The 16,886-nt window shown below is 66.0% G+C and carries 17 protein-coding genes and 1 other RNA gene; 8 read left to right on the plus strand and 10 right to left on the minus strand.

The features are described from left to right. Window positions 1-5: 5 nt before the first annotated feature. The 5 genes from XH93_RS31020 to rsmH form a co-directional block, all read right to left on the minus strand. Window positions 6-1,439 (minus strand): UDP-N-acetylmuramoylalanyl-D-glutamyl-2,6-diaminopimelate--D-alanyl-D-alanine ligase, encoded by a 1,434-nt coding sequence (locus XH93_RS31020; RefSeq protein ID WP_194470370.1) that lies wholly within the window; start codon window positions 1,437-1,439, stop codon window positions 6-8. Further along, a complete protein-coding gene (locus tag XH93_RS31025) occupies window positions 1,436-2,893 on the minus strand; it encodes a UDP-N-acetylmuramoyl-L-alanyl-D-glutamate--2,6-diaminopimelate ligase (RefSeq protein WP_194470371.1) in 1,458 nt (485 codons plus the stop codon). Before XH93_RS31025 ends, XH93_RS31020 begins: the two co-directional genes overlap by 4 nt. Window positions 2,894-3,017: 124 nt before the next feature. Next, window positions 3,018-4,775 (minus strand): penicillin-binding protein 2, encoded by a 1,758-nt coding sequence (locus tag XH93_RS31030; RefSeq protein ID WP_194475391.1) that lies wholly within the window; start codon window positions 4,773-4,775, stop codon window positions 3,018-3,020. An 11-nt stretch (window positions 4,776-4,786) separates the two neighbouring features. Beyond that, a complete protein-coding gene (locus XH93_RS31035) occupies window positions 4,787-5,227 on the minus strand; it encodes a hypothetical protein (protein ID WP_194470372.1) in 441 nt (146 codons plus the stop codon). 2 nt (window positions 5,228-5,229) lie between these two features. Beyond that, entirely contained in the window at window positions 5,230-6,225 is a 996-nt protein-coding gene (gene rsmH, locus XH93_RS31040) for a 16S rRNA (cytosine(1402)-N(4))-methyltransferase RsmH (protein ID WP_194470373.1), read from the minus strand. A gap of 460 nt (window positions 6,226-6,685) precedes the next feature. On the opposite strand from rsmH, the gene XH93_RS31045 reads away from it, so the two are divergent. The 4 genes from XH93_RS31045 to XH93_RS31060 all read left to right on the plus strand — a co-directional run bounded on the left by XH93_RS31045 (window position 6,686) and on the right by XH93_RS31060 (window position 10,765). After that, on the plus strand, window positions 6,686-7,558 hold the full coding sequence (locus tag XH93_RS31045) for an N-acetylmuramoyl-L-alanine amidase (RefSeq protein WP_139480072.1): 873 nt from the start codon (window positions 6,686-6,688) through the stop codon (window positions 7,556-7,558). A gap of 201 nt (window positions 7,559-7,759) precedes the next feature. Then, complete coding sequence (locus XH93_RS31050) at window positions 7,760-8,281, plus strand: FecR domain-containing protein (RefSeq protein ID WP_194470374.1); 522 nt, start codon at window positions 7,760-7,762, stop codon at window positions 8,279-8,281. A gap of 71 nt (window positions 8,282-8,352) precedes the next feature. Next, complete coding sequence (locus XH93_RS31055) at window positions 8,353-10,200, plus strand: CHASE2 domain-containing protein (protein ID WP_371814824.1); 1,848 nt, start codon at window positions 8,353-8,355, stop codon at window positions 10,198-10,200. Window positions 10,201-10,534: 334 nt separating this feature from the next. Continuing rightward, window positions 10,535-10,765: a hypothetical protein gene (locus tag XH93_RS31060; protein ID WP_139480069.1), complete on the plus strand. Its 231-nt coding sequence runs from the start codon at window positions 10,535-10,537 to the stop codon at window positions 10,763-10,765. Window positions 10,766-10,848: 83 nt separating this feature from the next. Here the strand turns inward: XH93_RS31060 and XH93_RS31065 are convergent, their stop codons facing one another. Next, window positions 10,849-12,084, minus strand: a complete 1,236-nt coding sequence (locus XH93_RS31065) for an RNA polymerase sigma factor (RefSeq protein WP_194475392.1) — start codon at window positions 12,082-12,084, stop codon at window positions 10,849-10,851. 105 nt (window positions 12,085-12,189) lie between these two features. Beyond that, window positions 12,190-12,549, minus strand: coding sequence for a YciI family protein (locus XH93_RS31070; RefSeq protein ID WP_194470376.1), 360 nt, complete (start codon window positions 12,547-12,549; stop codon window positions 12,190-12,192). Window positions 12,550-12,820: 271 nt separating this feature from the next. Between XH93_RS31070 and XH93_RS31075 the strand changes: the two genes are divergently transcribed. Beyond that, a complete protein-coding gene (locus XH93_RS31075) occupies window positions 12,821-12,973 on the plus strand; it encodes a hypothetical protein (RefSeq protein ID WP_172626617.1) in 153 nt (50 codons plus the stop codon). Here XH93_RS31075 and XH93_RS31080 read toward each other — a convergent pair. Together XH93_RS31080 and XH93_RS31085 are read right to left on the minus strand one after the other, a co-directional pair. Continuing rightward, on the minus strand, window positions 12,948-13,388 hold the full coding sequence (locus tag XH93_RS31080; protein WP_194470377.1) for a PAS domain S-box protein: 441 nt from the start codon (window positions 13,386-13,388) through the stop codon (window positions 12,948-12,950). The two genes, XH93_RS31075 and XH93_RS31080, sit on opposite strands and share 26 nt — an antisense overlap. A 106-nt stretch (window positions 13,389-13,494) precedes the next feature. Next, a complete protein-coding gene (locus tag XH93_RS31085) occupies window positions 13,495-14,391 on the minus strand; it encodes a LysR family transcriptional regulator (protein ID WP_194470378.1) in 897 nt (298 codons plus the stop codon). A 134-nt stretch (window positions 14,392-14,525) separates the two neighbouring features. Between XH93_RS31085 and rnpB the strand changes: the two genes are divergently transcribed. Further along, an RNA gene (gene rnpB, locus XH93_RS31090) (RNase P RNA component class A) lies at window positions 14,526-14,940 on the plus strand. 157 nt (window positions 14,941-15,097) lie between these two features. Further along, window positions 15,098-15,277, plus strand: a complete 180-nt coding sequence (locus XH93_RS31095) for a hypothetical protein (RefSeq protein ID WP_139480064.1) — start codon at window positions 15,098-15,100, stop codon at window positions 15,275-15,277. A 17-nt stretch (window positions 15,278-15,294) separates the two neighbouring features. Here XH93_RS31095 and XH93_RS31100 read toward each other — a convergent pair whose 3' ends face one another. Beyond that, window positions 15,295-16,011, minus strand: a complete 717-nt coding sequence (locus XH93_RS31100) for an alpha/beta fold hydrolase (RefSeq protein WP_194470379.1) — start codon at window positions 16,009-16,011, stop codon at window positions 15,295-15,297. A 123-nt stretch (window positions 16,012-16,134) separates the two neighbouring features. Between XH93_RS31100 and XH93_RS31105 the strand changes: the two genes are divergently transcribed. After that, window positions 16,135-16,878: a sulfite exporter TauE/SafE family protein gene (locus XH93_RS31105; protein ID WP_194470380.1), complete on the plus strand. Its 744-nt coding sequence runs from the start codon at window positions 16,135-16,137 to the stop codon at window positions 16,876-16,878. Window positions 16,879-16,886 lie beyond the last annotated feature (8 nt).

Below are 16,886 nucleotides of genomic sequence, written 5' to 3' on the forward strand. Positions count from 1 at the left end.
AAGCCCTATACCGCTTCTTCGTGCGCGGCTCGGTCGGGAAAGCGCTTTTCCAGCGCGCTGACAATGACCTTCATCTTCGATCCGAGCGATCCCTTCACCATGATCACGTCACCGGCGCGGACCGCGGCGACCGCCTGCGCTTCGAGGTCTGCCGAGTTCCCGGCATAGCCTCCCCGCTTGCCGGTGGAAAGGGCATCCCACAGATTCCGCATCAACGGGCCACAACAATATACGAGATCGATTCGATTGGCCGCCACGACCTCGGCCAGGCCGCGATGCAAGTCGGGCCCGGTCGGGCCGAGCTCGAGCATGTCGCCGAGCACCGCGATGCGCCGGCCATGCGGCCCGGTCTGGGCCTGGCCGAGCACGTTGAGGGCGGCGCCCATCGAGGCCGGGTTGGCGTTGTAGCTTTCGTCGATCAGGGTCGCCTCGCCATGGCCGACCTCGAGCGTGCGGCGGAAGCCGCGCCCGGTCGGCGCCTCGAGCTGCGACAGCGACAGCGCAGCGCGCGCGATGTCGGCGCCGAGCAGCGACGCGCCGGCCAGCACCGCGAGCGAATTCATCGCCATGTGCCGGCCCGGCATCCCGATCTTATAGGTGATGTCGTGATCGAGGATGTCGGCATGCACCGCCGAGCAGGTCGCGTGCAGCGACAGGTCGATCAGCCGCGCATCGCAGCTTTGGTCGGCGCCGAAGCTGACGATGCGGGAGATGCCGGCCTTCTTCGCGTGCTTTTGCAGCCGCGCGAACTGCGCATTGTCGCGGTTGAGCACCACCGCGCCGCCAGGCTCGACGCCGAGAAAAATCTCCGCCTTGGCATCGGCGATCGCCTCGATGCCGGCGAAGAATTCCAGATGCACCGGCTCGACCGTGGTGATGACGGCAACATGCGGCCGCACCAGTCTGACCAGCGGCGTGATCTCGCCGGCATGGTTCATGCCGATCTCGAACACCGCAAAGCGCGCGCTCGCCGGGCAGCGCGCCAGCGACAGCGGCACGCCCCAGTGATTGTTGAACGACGCCACCGAGGCATGGGTCTCGCCCTGCGCCGACAGCACGCGGCGCAGCGCCTCCTTGGTCGAGGTCTTGCCGACCGATCCGGTCACCGCGATGATCCGCGCATCGAGCCGCGCGCGCGAGGCCAGCGCGAGCTCGCCGAGGCCGGCGAGCACGTCGTCGACCACCAGCAGCGGCGCATCGGCGGGAAATTTTTCGCGCTGCGCGGCCTCGACCACGGCAAGCGCGGCGCCGGCCTTCAGCGCGGCCTCGACAAAGCTGTGGCCGTCATGGACGTCGCCCTTGATCGCAAAGTACGCCTCGCCCGGCGCAACCGTGCGGCTGTCAATGGAAAGGCCGGTGACACCCTCCGGCAACGTGCCCTGCGTCGCGGCGCGCATCGCCTTCGTCATCGCTTCCGACGTCCATAGCAATATACTCATGCGCCCTCCGCTGCCAATGCCTTGGCAACTGCTTCATGATCGCTGAACGGCAACGTCGTGCTGCCGATGATCTGCCCGACCTCGTGTCCCTTGCCGGCCACCACCAGCGCATCGCCCGGCTCGAGACCGGCGATGCCGGCGCGGATCGCCGCGGCGCGATCGCCGATCTCGCGCGCGCCTTTGGCGGTCGCCAGGATCGCGGCACGGATCGCTTCCGGCCTTTCGCTGCGCGGATTGTCGTCGGTGACGATGACGCTGTCGGCGTTCTCCGCCGCGATCGCGCCCATGATCGGGCGCTTGCCGGCGTCGCGGTCGCCACCGGCGCCGAAGATCACGACAAGCCTGCGTTTTGCGTAAGGCCGCAGCGCCTGCAGCGCTTTCGCAAGCGCATCGGGCTTGTGCGCGTAATCGACGAAGATCGGCGCACCATTGCGCTCACCGACGAGTTCCAGCCGGCCCTTAGCGCCTTCGAGATGTTCGAGGCAGCCGAACACGTCGTCCGCCGCGCTGCCGGTGCCGATGGCAAGGCCTGCCGCGACCAACGCATTCTCGATCTGGAATTCGCCGACCAGCGGCAGCCTGATCGCGTGCGTGCGGCCGCGATGTTCGATCACGAGCTTCTGCGCAAAGCCCTCGATGGCGGCATCGGCGAGCCGGATGCCGTCGCCACCATCGGCGTTGCGTCCGACCGCGATGATGCGGAGGCCTCGCGCCCGCGCCGCGGCGATCACCTCTGCCGAGCAATCGTGATCGGCGGAGATCACGGCGGCGCCGCCGGCGGCGACGAGATCGCGGAACAGCCGGAGCTTGGCGTTCAGGTAATGCGCGACATCGGGATGATAATCCATGTGGTCGCGCGACAGGTTGGTAAAGCCGCCGGCGGCGATGCGCACGCCGTCGAGACGATACTGGTCGAGACCATGCGACGAGGCCTCGAACGCCAGATAGGTGACGCCGTCAGCCGCGATCTCGTCAAGCTGGCGATGCAGCGCGATCGGATCCGGCGTGGTCAGCGAGCCGTAGACGGTGCGCTTGTCCGAGACGAGGCCGATGGTGCCGATGCTCGCCGAGGAATGGCCGAGCCGCTGCCATATCTGGCGCGTGAAGGCGGCGACCGAGGTCTTGCCGCTGGTGCCGGTCACCGCGGCAATCGTCGCGGGCTGACGGGAAAAGAATCTTGCGGCGGCAAGCGCCAGCGCCCGCCGCGCGTTCGGCGTGATCACGAAGGGAACGCGGGCATGGCCTTGCGGCAGATGGTCGCTGGCAATCGCGACCGCGCCGGCGGCAATCGCCGCGTCGATGAAGCGCGCGCCGTCGGTCCTGCTGCCCGCCAGCGCGAAGAACAGGTCGCCCGGCTTCACCGCGCGGCTGTCGACCGCAAGTCCGCCGACCTCGATGGCGTCGGCACGCGGATCGATCGTGGCATCATCGCCGAAGAGGTCGCGAAGTCTCATGATCTTCCAGTGTGGCCGGCGCGATACCCGCGCCGCTTTATTTGAGCATGATCTATTCGGAAAACCGCTACACACCTTGCGCTGGCGTGGCCCTTCGGGTCCGGATCATGCTGTCATGTACGCCTTACTGGGTTGTTCTGGATGCCGCAAGAATAAGGCGGTCGGACGGCGGCAGGTCAAACCGCGGTTCAACGCCCAAAAGCGGCGCAATTCGGGCGATGACCTTGCCTCCGGTCGGCACCGCATTCCAGCCCGAGGTGATGAAACCATGCGTTTCAGGCAGCGCCTGCGGCTCGTCCAGCATGACCAGAATCTGGTACTTCGGATCGTCGGCCGGCATGATCGCGGTGAAGGAGTTGAGCACCCGCTTCTTGGCATAGCGGCCGTTGATCACCTTCTCCGACGTGCCGGTCTTGCCGCCGACATAATAGCCCTTGACGTCGGCGGTCTTGGCGGTGCCGATCTCGGCATTGAGCCGCATCAGGTAACGCATCTTGTCCGACGTTTCGGTCTTGATCACCCGCTTCGCCAGCGCCTTCGCTTCCTGCTCGCTGCGCTTCAGGAAGGTCGGCGGGATCAGATAGCCGCCGTTGACCAGCGCGTTGATGCCCATCACCGCCTGCAGCGGCGCCACCGACAGGCCCTGGCCGAATGCGATGGTCACCGAGTTCAGTTCGCCCCAGCGCCGCGGAACCAGCGGGGCCGCGCTCTCCGGCAGTTCGGTGCGCAGCCGCGTCAGCTGCCCCATCTTGGCGAGGAACGCCTTGTGCGCCTCGACGCCCTGGCCGAGCGCGATCCGCGCGGCGCCGATGTTGGACGAGTAGGTGAAGACTTCCTTGGTGTTGATGAAGCGTCCGAGCGGATGGCTGTCGTGAATGGTGAACTTGCCGTAGTGCAAATTGCCCCGCGCATCCCACGACGTGTTCAAATTGATCTTGCCGGAATCCAGCGCCATCGCCAGCGTGAAGGCCTTGAAGGTCGAGCCCATCTCGTAGACGCCGGTGGTCAGGCGGTTGATGCGCTCGGGGTCGTGCGCCTCCCTGGGATTGTTCGGGTCGAAGTCGGGCAGCGACACCATCGCCACGATCTCGCCGGTGCGCACGTCGGAGATGATGCCGGAGGCGGCCTTGGCCTTGAACTTGTCCTTGGCCTTGATCAGTTCGTCGCGCAGCGCGTGCTCGACGCGCAGGTCGATCGACAGCTCGACCGGCTTCTGCAGCCGGTCGGTGGCAAAACCGGCGCGATGCAGGTCGGCCAGACCGTTATTGTCCAGCCACTTCTCCATGCCGGCGATGCCCTGGTTGTCGATGTTGACGAGGCCGATCAGGTGGGCGACCTCGTTGCCGGTCGGATAGACCCGCTTGTTCTCGCGCAGGAAGCCGATGCCGGGAATGCCGAGGCGGTGAATATCCTGCTGCTGCTTCGCCGAGATTTCGCGCTTCAGCCAGACGAAGCCCTTGCGTGACTGGATGCGCTCGCGCACCTCGCCGGTGTCGAGATCGGGCAGGGTCGCGGTCAACAGCTCGATCGCCTCGTCCTTGTCGATGATGCGGCGCGGCTCGCCGAACAGGCTCGGCGACTTGACGTCGGTGGCGAGCACCGCGCCGTTGCGGTCGGTGATGTCGGGCCGCGCGGTCGCGATCGCATCCTGCGAGGCGGTGCGCCGCGCGCCATGGCTGTCGGCGCCGACCGCGAACAGCACCAGCCGTCCGGCCAGCACGGCATAGACCGCGGCGAAGGCGAGGATCGCGAAGCCGACGCGGGCACGCGCCTTGGCGGCGCGATCGACATTGCTGCCGTAGAGCAGCGTGCGGATCAGCCGCTGGCTCCAGGGTTCAGCGAGCTTCTGGGCGGCGTTGTTGACCGGCGCCGGGCCGGTCATCGGTGATCCCGTCATTGCTGATCTCCCTCGGACGCATCCGCGGGCGCCGGCTGGTCGGCGGGCTGTTCGGGTCCTGCCTTGTCGATCGAGCCGGTCGCGCTGTCGGGCTCGGCGGCGGCCTCGATGGTGTCGATCATCGAGCCGATCGGGTCCTTCGAACCGGGCCGCGAGAAGTTCGGCGGCCGTTCGGGGAGGTTCCGCAGCGAGTCGTACTGGTTGGCGACGATCGGCTTCAGCGGCAGATGGCGCTCGGCAAGCCCCTGCAGCCGCAGCGGCGCGTCGAGCTTGGCCCATTCGGAGCGTAGCCGCGCGATCGCGTCGCGCTGCTCGCGAATTTCCGCGTTGAGCCGCAGCACGCGCTCGACGCGCGCGGTCGATTCCATCTTGATGCGGTAGACATAGGACGCCGCGAAGATCAGCATGCCGATGACGAGCAAATGAAGAAGGCGCATCGTCAGCCTCCCCGCATCACGTCGGCGAGATGCGGCCAAGACGGCAGCTCATCGGCCGCGTGCACCGGCGCCGCGGTGCGCTCGCCGGCGCGCAGCTTGGCCGAACGGGCGCGCGGATTGGCCGACACCTCGGCATCGCCGGGTGTCACCGGCCGCTTGGTCAGGATCTGAAAACTCGGCGCGGCCTGCGCGACCTCGGGCAGATGGCGCGATCCGGCGCTGACCTTGCCGCGCTCGGCGAGAAAATTCTTGACGATGCGGTCTTCCAGCGAATGGAAGGAAACCACGACGAGCCGCCCGCCCGGCTTCAGCACGCGCTCGGCCGCGGACAGCGCTTCGTGCAGTTCGTCGAGCTCTTCGTTGACGAAGATGCGCAGTGCCTGAAAGGTCCGCGTCGCCGGATGGATCTCGTTCGGCTTGGCGCGCACGACCTTGCCGACGATGTCGGCGAGCGCCTGTGTGGTGGCGATCGGCGCGTCCTTGCGCGCGGCGACGATGGCGCGGGCGACGGCGCGCGAATGCCGCTCCTCGCCGAAGATGTAGATGATGTCGGCGAGCGCCTTCTCGGACGCCTTCGCGACGACATCCGCCGCAGTCGGGCCGCTGTGCCCCATCCGCATGTCGAGCGGGCCGCCGAGGCGGAACGAAAAACCGCGCTCCGCCTGATCGAGCTGCATCGAGGAGACGCCGACATCCATCACGACGCCGTCGACCGCATCGACGCCCTGCGCGGCGCAGACCTCGGCAAGATGGGAGAAGCGATCCTCGACCAGCGTCAGCCGGCCACCCGCGCCGTCGACCAGATCGAAGCCGCCGGCGATCGCGGTGCGGTCGCGGTCGATGCCGATCACGCGCGTCCCCGCGACGTCGAGGATCGAACGGCTGTAGCCGCCGGCGCCGAAGGTGGCATCGACATAGATGCCGCCGGCGCGCGGGCCGAGATAGTCGACTGCCTCGCGGCCGAGCACGGAAATGTGACGGGAGGCGTGCGCGCTCATCCGCCGTCTCCGATCGGAGCCGCGCAGGCAAACTGGAGTGTGGACGCGCGCCGATCCATTGCGCCGCAAATCCTCGCGCCTTGTCCGGCCGTGCGACGGAAGCTGCGAGATCTCTCCGCCAATTCCCATCCTCGGCCGCAAATCCTGATATCCGACCGGAATTGGGTGGGTTTCCATGGGATTTCGCGCAAACAGCGGACCTCGGCCGTCCCCCGAAACCGGTTCGGCACCTCACCTCTCAGTAACGGCACTTAGCGTTAAGAAAACGTTGACGATAGGTTAGCGGAATAGCTGGCCTTTGATGCGCTTTCGAGTGATGCCTTCGGCACACACCTCCGGCAAAATGGCCCATGGAACCGGCCGGGCGATTGCGCGGCCGGCAGGGTAAAGGAATAGTAAACGCCTATTTGTTTATCCATTTGTCGTATGCCGGTGTTGCGCCGGGTTTTTGAGAGAGCTGATGGCTTCTGGTTCGTCCTCGTCTTCCAACGGCGATTCGAAGCGGCAACGCACCCTTCCCGTTCCGAAGGGCGTCGCCGAATTGAAGACGTTCACGCCGGATTCCTCGATCGCCTCCGACGTGATCCCGTCGGTGAATTTCGGCGAGCGCGCCAATGGCCGCCAGCCCGACATGATCGTGCTGCACTACACGGGCATGCCCGACGTCGAAGGCGCGATCGCGCAGCTCTGCACCGCGGGCACCGAAGTCTCGGCGCATTACATCGTGCTCGAGGACGGCCGCATCGTGCAATGCGTGCCCGAGAGCAAGCGCGCCTGGCACGCCGGCGTGTCGGCCTGGGCCGGCGAGGACGACATCAACTCGTGCTCGATCGGCGTCGAGATCGTCAATCGCGGACACGACTGGGGCTATCCGGATTTTCCGTTGCGCCAGATCGCGGCGGTGATCGCGCTGTGCCGCGGCATCATGCTCCGCCGCAAGGTGCCGTCGCATCGCGTGCTCGGCCACTCCGACGTCGCGCCGGCGCGCAAGAAGGATCCCGGCGAAAAATTTCCCTGGCATTCGCTGGCCAATTCCGGCGTCGGCCACTGGGTGCAGCCGGCGCCGATCACGCGCGGCACGGCGCTCAAGCTCGGCGCGATCAGCGACGACGTCTCCAACATGCAGGCCGCCTTCCGCCGCTACGGCTACAACATCCCGACCAACGGCAAGTTCGACGGCGCCACCATGGAAGTCGTCACCGCCTTCCAGCGTCACTTCCGCCCCGAGCGGGTCGACGGAATCGCCGATCAGTCGACCATGGCGACGCTGCACGCGCTGCTCGCAAGCCTGCCGCCGGATGCGGCGGCGCCGGCCGCCGTCGCGACCAAATAAGGCCCGCCTCTTCGTTCGCCTGATGGGCTCACGCTGCACAACGGTGCATGGGCACGCCTCGCCGCGCGCGGACCTGATCCTCATTTCCGCCCTTAAGCTGCGTCAAGCGCGCGGTTAGCAATGATTTGCTTCTTCCTTTAAGATGGCAGCACGTCACGACTGCTGCCGAGCCCCAAGCCATTTGAAGCGGAAGGTGTCACCATGACGGTATTTGCGCGATCGATCGGCGTCGTTTTGTTTTATCTGTTTTTGAGCGAGATGGCCGTTGCTCAGACCAGTGACGTCAAATGCCAGACGGTGAGCACGACGGGTCCCGCACAGACGCTTCGCTGCGACGGCGGGATCATCATCACCGCCGAGAACGGCGCGCAATATACCCTGAGCGACACCAACCGCGACGGTCGCGTCGACTCCGTCGAACTGGGCAGTCAGGCAATCCTTCTGGAAGTGCCCAAGGTGCCCAAGGGCAAGCGGTTCACGGTGACGACGCCGCAAGCCATCGCGGCGGTGCGCGGCACCAAATGGGCCGTCGACACCACCGGACAGAAGACTTCGGTTTTCGTCGTCAATGGACGCGTCGCGGTACGGCGCCGGTCTGCTGACCGGCAGAGCGTCATACTCGGACCTGGCGAAGGCCTCGACGTCGAGGGCGCAAGTCCGCTCGTCGTCAAGCGCTGGCCGGCTCCCCGCGTCGCGGCGTTGATGGCAAGACTGGGTCAGTAGCCGCAGCGCCGATGCGACGGCATCTCAAAGCCCTGCTGCCGGTCGCTCTCGCAGCGCTATGGGGAGGCGGGGTGTATTTTCTGCACGCCCAGGGCCATCTGCGCGCGCTCGACCGCGCGGAGTCGGCGATGACGGACTTTCGAACGGTGTTGCGCGGCGTCAGAACGCCGCCCGACCTGGTCACGATCGTCGAGATCGACGATGCCGTCGTCAGGCAGTTCGGCAGATATCCGCTCGCAAGGAGCGATCTTGCCAGACTGGTCGATGCGATCGCCCGGCTGAAGCCAAGAGCGATCGGACTGGATATCCTGTTGCTCGACAAGGGCTCCGACGCAGGGGATGCGGCGCTGGCCGACGCGCTCGGAGTTGCTCCGACCGCGATCGCCGCTGCCGCGGTGTTTCCCGAACACCGCCAATCGATCCCGGTTGAAAAGCATCAGCCGCTGGGGACATTGCCGACGGCCGCGAGTTTCCTATGGCCGCTGGAGGAATTTGCCAAACGTGCGTCCGTCGGCGTCGTCAACGTGACGACGGATCAGAACGGTGTCCCTCGCTCCGTGCCGATGCTGTTTCGGGGCAACGACGGCATCGCGATGTCGTTCCCGCTGCGCGTCGCCAGCCTGGCCATGGCGATCGAGCCGGTGATTGAGCCGAACCGCCTGGTGCTGGGCCAGCTCTCGATTCCGACCGACGCCGATCATGGGTTGCCGATCAGCTTTTACGGCCCGCGCCGGACCATACGCACCATCAGCGCCGCGGCGCTGCTGGCGGGCGAGCTGCCTGCCGCGGCCATTGCCGGCAAGGTTGTGGTGGTGGGCGCTGCGGTCGCCGGCGGCGGCGACTTCTTTCCAACGCCGTTCGAGCCGCTGATGCCGGGCGTGGAAGTGATGGCGACCGCGATCACCGATCTATTGGCCGGCGACGTCACCCGGCACGACCGGTCGGTGCAGGTCGCGGAGGGCATCGTCTGCGTCATCCTGCCGATGATGATCGTCGGCCTCTTGGCCTGGCGCCGCAGCACAGCGGGCATCGTCGCCGCGGCCGGCGTCGTGCTGCTGTGGATGAGCGCAACGTTCCTGGCCGCTTCGTCGGGCGTGTGGTTGGGCGCGGCGGTGCCGCTGGCCGCCACCGCGCCTCCGGTGCTGCTGTTCGGCATCATTCAACTCTGGTGGGGCCGGCGACGGGCACATTATTTCGCCATGAAGAGCGAGGTGCTCGGCCAGTTTCAGGCCCCCAGCGTTCAGCGCTGGCTCGCCGCCGATCCCAATTTTCTTGCCGAGCCGGTGCGCCAGAATGGGGCGGTCGTGTTTATCGATCTGTCCGGCTTCACGTCGCTGAGCGAGTCGATCGGGCCCGATCGCATCAGGGAGCTGCTGAACGAATTTCACGGCATCATCGACAAGGACGTCGCGACATATCGTGGCACCATCACTGGGTTTCTCGGCGACGGCGCCATGGTTCTGTTCGGCCTGCCGCAGCCGGCACCTGATGATGCGGTCCGCGCGATCGACTGCGCCGTCAGCCTCTCGACCAGCACCTCGCGTTGGCTGAAAGCCCTGCCGGCGCCGATGGCATCAACGCTCGGATACAAACTGGGGGCGCATTTCGGAACCATCGTCGCCTCGCGCCTCGGCGGCACCAGCCATCGTCACATCACCGCGACCGGCGACACCGTCAACGTCGCCAATCGCCTGATGGAGGTAGCGGCCAGTCATCGGGTCGAGCTCAGCGTCAGCGACGAACTGCTGCAGGCCGCCGGGCGCGACAGCGCGCTGTACCAATCGGGAGCGCTCACCGGCCCGCTCAAGACCCGGCTGCGCGGCCGTTCGGGTTCGCTGGTGATCTGGCTCTGGAGCCAGCCGGCGCAAACGGCCGATGCCGGCGCCGTCGAGCATCCTGACGGCTCCCGCCCGCGCTAAAGCGCGATGAGATTGGGTTGAATCCTCATCGCGCTTTGGCTCGTTGTTTGAGCATGATCTCCGCGCAAACGTGTTCCGCGTTTGCCACGAGGGAAAACCGCTTCACACCTTTCCGGATCATGCTCTAGCTAGCGCGCAGCAAACTGACCTTCTGCCGACCGCCGCGAGCCGTTGCGCATACAGACGACGCACGGCTCGTGCTGTGTCGCGGCGGTTGCAGCGGGACAGGCCTGCCGCGTGTTGCTTTCCCAATCTGATGCGCATGCACAAAAATGGAACTTTTCACGTTGTGCCGACTTTCTCTGTCGGGGTGGGTCTGAGTGGAGATTCATCCATGTTCAAAGCACTCATCGCGGGAACTGTCGCGATCGGCCTCGTCATTGCTCCGACCGCCGCAGGCGCTATGTCGACCCGGGACAAGACTACGTCGACCATGCACAAGACCCACAAAGTCCATCATGCGCAGAAAAAGGTGAAGATGGCACCCGGCACCACGACCGGCATGTCGGGTGGAGCGACGACGGGGAGTTCGACCAGCGGCGCCAAGGCAAAATCAGGGTACTGAGCGTATTCAAGAGCGCGCCGCGCGCCGACGATCGATGATGTAGAGGGATGCCCGTCTTGGGCGGCACGCGGGACGAGGTGATGTCACCCCATCTCCGCGATCCGCCGCGCATAGAGCCGCCGCAGCGGCTCGAGCTGCGTCGCGGCGGTCGCGGCGAGATAGGCCTGTCGCGCTTCTTCCTTGCGGCCGAGCCGGCGCAGCAAATCGGCACGGACGGCGGGCAACTGGTCGTAGCCCTTCAGGCCGCCGCGCGCATCCAGCGCATCGATCAGATCGAGCGCGCGGGCCGGGCCGTCGACCATCGACACCGCAGCGGCGTGGTTGAGCTCGATCACCGGCGACGGGCTGATCCGCAGCAGCACCTCGTAGAGGCCGGCGATCTGACGCCAGTCGGTGTCGGCGTAGCTCGGGGCCTGCGCATGCAGCGCGGCGATCGCGGCCTGCACCGCGTAGGATTGCGGCCGCCCCGGCATCCGCAGCGCCTCCTCCACCAGCGTCAAGCCTTCGGCGATCTGCTGAAAATCCCACAGCGCGCGGTCCTGCTCCTCCAGCAGCACGATGTCGCCATCGGCGGTCTGGCGGCCGGCGCGGCGTGCGTCATGCAGCAGCATCAGCGCCAGCAGGCCCTTGATCTCGCCGCGCGCCGGGATCAGCGCATCGAGCAGCCGCGCCAGCCGGATCGCTTCGCGCGCAAGGTCCGGCCGCATCAAGTCTTCGCCGGCGGTCGCGGCATAGCCTTCGGTGAAGACAAGATAGATCACCGCGAGCACGCCGCTGAGCCGCGGCTCCAGCGCCTCGCGCTCCGGCACAGAATAGGGAATGCCGGCGAGCTTGATCTTCTGCTTGGCGCGCACCAGGCGCTGCGCCATGGCGTCTTCGCTCACCACAAAGGCGCGCGCGACCTGCGCCGTCGTCAACCCGCACACCGTGCGCAAGGTCAGCGCGACCTGGACCTCGGCGGCAAAGGCCGGATGGCAGCAGGTGAAGATCAGCCGCAGCATGTCGTCGTCGAGCGTCGCATCGGCCGGCTCGGGCGAGGCCTCGGCATCGAGCAGGATCTGATGCGTCAGCTCCTGCTGCTTGCCGCGAAACGTGACGGCGCGGCGCACGCGGTCGATCGCCTTGTTGCGGCCGACATTGACCAGCCAGGCGCGCGGATTGGACGGGAATTCGCCGATCGGCCAGCGCTGCAGCGCCACCGCGAAGGCATCCTGCAGGCAGTCCTCGGCCAGATCAAAATCGCCGACGAGACGGATCAGCGTCGCGAGCGCGCGGCCCGCCTCGTCGCGGAAGATTTTTTCGATCTGGCTGGGGGTCATTTCATCCAACTTCGTCATTCCGGGGTCCGCGCGCCCTTTCGCGAGCGAACCCGGAACCTCGAGATTCCGGGTTCGTCCTTCGGACGCCCCGGAATGACATTGGTCTCATCGCGGATTGTCGTAGATCATCACCGGCCTGACCTCGATCGATCCGTCCCTGGCGCCCGGAATCCGCGCCGCGAGGCCGAGCGCGGTGTCGAGATCCTTGGCCTCGACCAGATAGTAGCCGCCGAGCTGCTCGCGGGTTTCCGCGAACGGACCATCCGTCGTCAGGGTCTTGCCGTCGCGGACCCGCACCGTGGTTGCGGTCGACACCGGCTGCAGCCCGTCACCCGCCTTGAAGTGGCCGCTCTGGATGATGGACTGGGTGTAGACCCCGTACTCCGCCGACAAGGCCTTGCGGTCGTCAGCGGTCATGTGGGCGTATTTCTCGTCGCTCCGGTAGATCAGCAGCAGGTATTGCATCTCGTCTCTCCTTTTGATCGGCTGGATCGCCGACACCCAGTCGAACGGGCGACAGGCCAAACGACATCCGCAGAATAAATTATTTGAACCTCCGCGGCCGCACGGCGCGGCGGGGTCGGTTCAAGGCATTTGTATCTATAAAATAGATAGCAATGGCTAATATTATTCGTTTGTCAAAACCAAGATCGCCGCTAGCCTTCCCAGAGTGTCGTCGCCTCGGCCGCAACGGGCCCGATGTGCAGACGATCGGATCGCTCCACGGAGAACGGCCATGACATCATCGGGAATTGAAGGCTTGCTGCTGTTGCTGGTGTGCTGGGCCGCCAGCCGGGTCCTGTTTGCGGCCGACGCGATCGGACACGGACACAGCGCCGAACAGATCGCGGCCGTGGTCGCGGTCAGCAACCACCCGACGGGCGTGTGACATCAGCCAATCGGCGTTTGAGGTCCCTGACCTCTTCGAACCGCTTCGTCACATCGCGCATCACCGCCACGGTGCCCGCGACGTCGCCCTGCGCGCTGCGCAGGATCACGATCGTGAACTCGACCGAGATGCGCCGGCCGTCCTTGGTCAGCGCGGGGACCGCCAGCAGATCGCCGTGGCCGTAACGGCTCTCGCCGGTCTGCATGACCTGCCGGAAGCCGGCCCAATGCCGCGCGCGCAGATTTTGCGGAATGATCAGGTCGAGCGATTGCCCGACCGCCTCCCTGGCCGCGAATCCAAACACCCGCTCCGCACCCGGATTCCAGAACGTGACGAGGCCGTCTCTGTCGGTCGCGACGATCGCATCCGACGCGCTGCCGAGCAGCGCTTTGCCGAGGTCCGAAGCAAGATCCATCGTGGTCTCCGCTCATTCGCCTGCGCAGGTCTGAACCCGCCGGCCGTTCTTGACAAGCGCGGATTGCCGATCGCAGGCATCGGGAACATCGATATGAACGTTGTGATCAGCGCCCCTTACGGTTGCGCTTCGCGAGCGGGAGCGCAGCGTCGCTCTTCAGCTGGGAGGCGGCGGCGCGATGCATCAGCGAGACCGCGTTCGCAACGTGCGCCTCCTGCCGGTCGAGCGGATAGGCGACATAGGCGGGCATCGAAAACACCGGCGCACCGGCGACCGCGTAAAGCCGCTTTGCCTTCAGCAGTGGTTCGACGATGCGCCGCGCGAAGAAACCGGAGCCGCCGTTGGCGAGCACATGCTGCAGCCCGAGCCAGCCGATGTTAACGTTGAGCGCAGGCCCCGCGAAGTTCGGAAACAGCGTGCTGTGCCGCGCGTAAAATTCGGGGCCCCAGTCGACATAGACGTAGCCCGGCTGCGGCTCGGGCGGACTCTTCGGATCGGTCGACACCAGGACCAGCTGCTCGTCGAACAAATGTTCGACCTTCAGCCCGGGACGGCTTTGCGGCGTGTACATCACGCCGACGTCGATGCGTCCCTCGACCAGCCCTTGCATCAGTTCGGGTTCGAGCGCGCTCTCGGCGCGGATCGAGACCTCGGGACACGTCGTCTGCATCAGCGGCAGCCAGCGCAACAGATACTCTTCCCACAGCCCGATGCGGCCGCCGACGACCAAGGTCGCGGTGAATCCGCTGGGCAGGCCGACATCGTGGCGCGCCTGCGCGACGGTGCGGACCAGCAGCGACGCATGGCGCTGAAACTGCCGGCCGGCCGGCGTCAGCGTGGTGCCCGCCTTGTTGCGCACAAACAGCGTGCAGCCGAGTTGCTGCTCGAGCGTGTGGATGCGGGTGCTGACCGTCGACTGGCTGACATGAAGCCGTTCGGCCGCGGTGATGAAGTTGCCGGCGCTCACCACCGTCAGGAAGGTCCGGGCCAGTTCGGTGTCCATGGCGCGTCAGGTCCTTGAATCGGGAAAGCCGATATCAAATGCCGCGGCTCCGCGAATGTCAAAACCATGGACGGCGGCCGATTAACCATCGCAATCGCTTGACGCGGGCGGCCAAAGCCCGCATGCACGGGACGTCAGTCGGCCGGACGGCCGCTCCCGCATGTGCCGAAAGGCCGCGGGGGAGGAAAGTCCGGGCTCCATCGACATGCGGTGCCGGATAACGTCCGGCGGGGGCGACCCCAGGGAAAGTGCCACAGAGAACGAACCGCTCCCTCCTCGGAGGAAGCAAGGGTGAAAAGGTGCGGTAAGAGCGCACCGCGTTGCCGGCAACGGCGACGGCATGGCAAACCCCACCGGGAGCAAAACCGAATAGGGACAGCATCGCGGTTAGTTCGCGCACGCGCGATAACACCGCAGGGCGATGTCAGGCCCGCTGTCCGGGTAGGTTGCTCGAGGCAAGGTGCAAACCTTGTCCCAGAGGAATGGCCGTCACGCACCATTCGCGAGAATGGTGCCCTACAGAACCCGGCTTACAGGCCGGCTGATGCTCTAAAGCGTTTTCGAGCGAAGTGGAGTTCCGGTTCGCGTGAAGAAAACGCGTCTTGAAGAAAGGCCACGAGGGGCTCGGCGCAACACGCCGGGCCCCTCGCCACATTCAACACGAGTGCATCCCATTTGCTAAAGTGTCCTTCGCGGAGGATCGCAGATGGACCTTCAGAAGATCATGGCGACGGCCCGAGACATCGCCAAGCAAACCGGCACAATCACCACCGAACAGCTCAGCGGCTTGTGCCCGAACAGTATGGAGCCCGAGGAGATCGAGGCTCTCCTTGGAGCTCTGCGGGCCGAGGGGATCAGGCTCAAGGACGACGAGGCCGAAACATAGCAGCCAGATGCTCGGGGCTAAGCAACGATTTGGTCCAGCAGCGCCATCAGCGCCTCCGGCGCAGTGACGTTCGGCGAATGGCTGGCGTCGATCTCGAAATGGCGCCAGCCGGGTTCGTTCCTGGTGCGCCTTGCGAACTGACCGAAGGTGTCGGCGGGCGTGATCCGGGTGGCGTAGATGTAGCAGCGCGGCAGCGTGGTTTCGCCGTGCTGCAGCTTCAGCTTCTGCTCGAAGCATTTGATCGGCATCGCAACGCGGCGTGAGCTCAGCCATTCGACATCGGCGGCCGACGTATCCGGCGGCGTCTGCATCGGCGGAATGCGCCAGCCGTCGCCGTCGCGGGCGGCCTTGCGCATGCTCTCGATGCCCGGTTCGTTGAGGTCGAACAGCGATTGGCCGTCGCGCGGCACGAAGGCGTCGATATAGATCAGTTGCGCGATGCGCTCGCGCATCCGGTCGGCGACGCCAGTCGCGACCATGCCGCCATAGGAGTGGCCGACCAGCACGATGTCGCGCAGATCCTCATAGCTGATGACGCTGAGCACGTCATGGATATGCGCCTCCAGGTCGAGCGACTGATTGGCGAGGTGCGCGCGCTCGCCGAGCCCGGTGTAGCTCGGCGTGATCAGCCGGTGCCCGGCCGCCTGCATCAGCGGATGCATTTTCTTCCACGCCCATCCTGCCGACCAGGCGCCGTGACAGACCAGAAAGGTTTTGGACGAACTCGCAGTCATGGGATGCTTCCATTTTCGATTGTCGTTGATGAGCCGCGGTTTCGCATAGTAGCCACCGCTCTCGTCGTGTAAACGTCGCGGCAAAACGGCCGTCATTCTGCGGCGCATAAGGAGAGAAACGAATTGACGTCAGCGAGCTACGCCATCCTGTTCCTCGGCGCGCTCGCCGGCGGTTTCGTCTCCGGGCTCGCCGGGTTCGGCACCGCGCTGATGGCGCTCGGGATCTGGCTCTACGTGCTGCCGCCGACGCTCGCGGTGCCGCTGGTGCTGGTCTGCTCGGTCATCGCGCAGATCTCGACGCTGCCGTCGATCTGGAAGACCATCGACTTCCGACTGGTCTGGCCGTTCATCATCGGCGGCCTCGCCGGCGTGCCGATCGGCATTTTGCTGGTCGCGCGCGCCGACCCGGCTGCCTTCAAGCTCACCATCGGCATTTTCCTGCTGGTGTTTCCGGCTGCGCTGTTCCTGCAGAAGAAGCCGATGTCGATCGCGTTCGGCGGCAAATGGGCCGACGGCGCCATCGGCTTTGCCGGCGGCATCTTGGGCGGCCTCGCAGGTCTGTCCGGCCCGCTGCCGATCCTGTGGGCGAGCGTGCGCGGCTGGGGCAAGGCGCAGCGCCGCGGCGTGTTCCAGACCTTCAACTTCACGATCCTGTTCGCCGCGCTCTGCATCCAGGTCGCAAGCGGCCTGGTGAAGATCGAGATCGTCTGGCTCGTCGCCTGCGCATTCCCGGGCACGCTGCTCGGCGCCTATATCGGTTCGCGGGTCTATCACGCGCTCAGCGACCGCAACTTCTCCGACGTCGTGCTGGCACTGCTGTTCCTGTCCGGCGTCGCGCTGGTGTGGAGCGGAGTTGCGCCGAAGTAGCACCGCAG

This window comes from Bradyrhizobium sp. CCBAU 51753 (assembly GCF_015291565.1).
In the GTDB taxonomy this organism is placed as follows: Bacteria; Pseudomonadota; Alphaproteobacteria; order Rhizobiales; family Xanthobacteraceae; genus Bradyrhizobium; species Bradyrhizobium ivorense.

Excerpts from the sequence above, each read along its gene's own strand:
- XH93_RS31095 (WP_139480064.1), top strand. The coding sequence starts at position 15,098 with ATGGACCTTCAGAAGATCATGGCGACGGCCCGAGACATCGCCAAGCAA.
- XH93_RS31045 (WP_139480072.1), top strand. The coding sequence starts at position 6,686 with ATGGCTTCTGGTTCGTCCTCGTCTTCCAACGGCGATTCGAAGCGGCAA.
- XH93_RS31085 (WP_194470378.1), bottom strand. The coding sequence starts at position 14,391 with ATGGACACCGAACTGGCCCGGACCTTCCTGACGGTGGTGAGCGCCGGC.
- XH93_RS31100 (WP_194470379.1), bottom strand. The coding sequence starts at position 16,011 with ATGACTGCGAGTTCGTCCAAAACCTTTCTGGTCTGTCACGGCGCCTGG.
- XH93_RS31020 (WP_194470370.1), bottom strand. The coding sequence starts at position 1,439 with ATGAGTATATTGCTATGGACGTCGGAAGCGATGACGAAGGCGATGCGC.
- XH93_RS31050 (WP_194470374.1), top strand. The coding sequence starts at position 7,760 with ATGACGGTATTTGCGCGATCGATCGGCGTCGTTTTGTTTTATCTGTTT.
- XH93_RS31075 (WP_172626617.1), top strand. The coding sequence starts at position 12,821 with ATGACATCATCGGGAATTGAAGGCTTGCTGCTGTTGCTGGTGTGCTGG.
- XH93_RS31060 (WP_139480069.1), top strand. The coding sequence starts at position 10,535 with ATGTTCAAAGCACTCATCGCGGGAACTGTCGCGATCGGCCTCGTCATT.
- XH93_RS31035 (WP_194470372.1), bottom strand. The coding sequence starts at position 5,227 with ATGCGCCTTCTTCATTTGCTCGTCATCGGCATGCTGATCTTCGCGGCG.
- XH93_RS31070 (WP_194470376.1), bottom strand. The coding sequence starts at position 12,549 with ATGCAATACCTGCTGCTGATCTACCGGAGCGACGAGAAATACGCCCAC.
- XH93_RS31030 (WP_194475391.1), bottom strand. The coding sequence starts at position 4,775 with ATGACCGGCCCGGCGCCGGTCAACAACGCCGCCCAGAAGCTCGCTGAA.
- XH93_RS31065 (WP_194475392.1), bottom strand. The coding sequence starts at position 12,084 with ATGACCCCCAGCCAGATCGAAAAAATCTTCCGCGACGAGGCGGGCCGC.
- XH93_RS31025 (WP_194470371.1), bottom strand. The coding sequence starts at position 2,893 with ATGAGACTTCGCGACCTCTTCGGCGATGATGCCACGATCGATCCGCGT.
- rsmH (WP_194470373.1), bottom strand. The coding sequence starts at position 6,225 with ATGAGCGCGCACGCCTCCCGTCACATTTCCGTGCTCGGCCGCGAGGCA.
- XH93_RS31080 (WP_194470377.1), bottom strand. The coding sequence starts at position 13,388 with ATGGATCTTGCTTCGGACCTCGGCAAAGCGCTGCTCGGCAGCGCGTCG.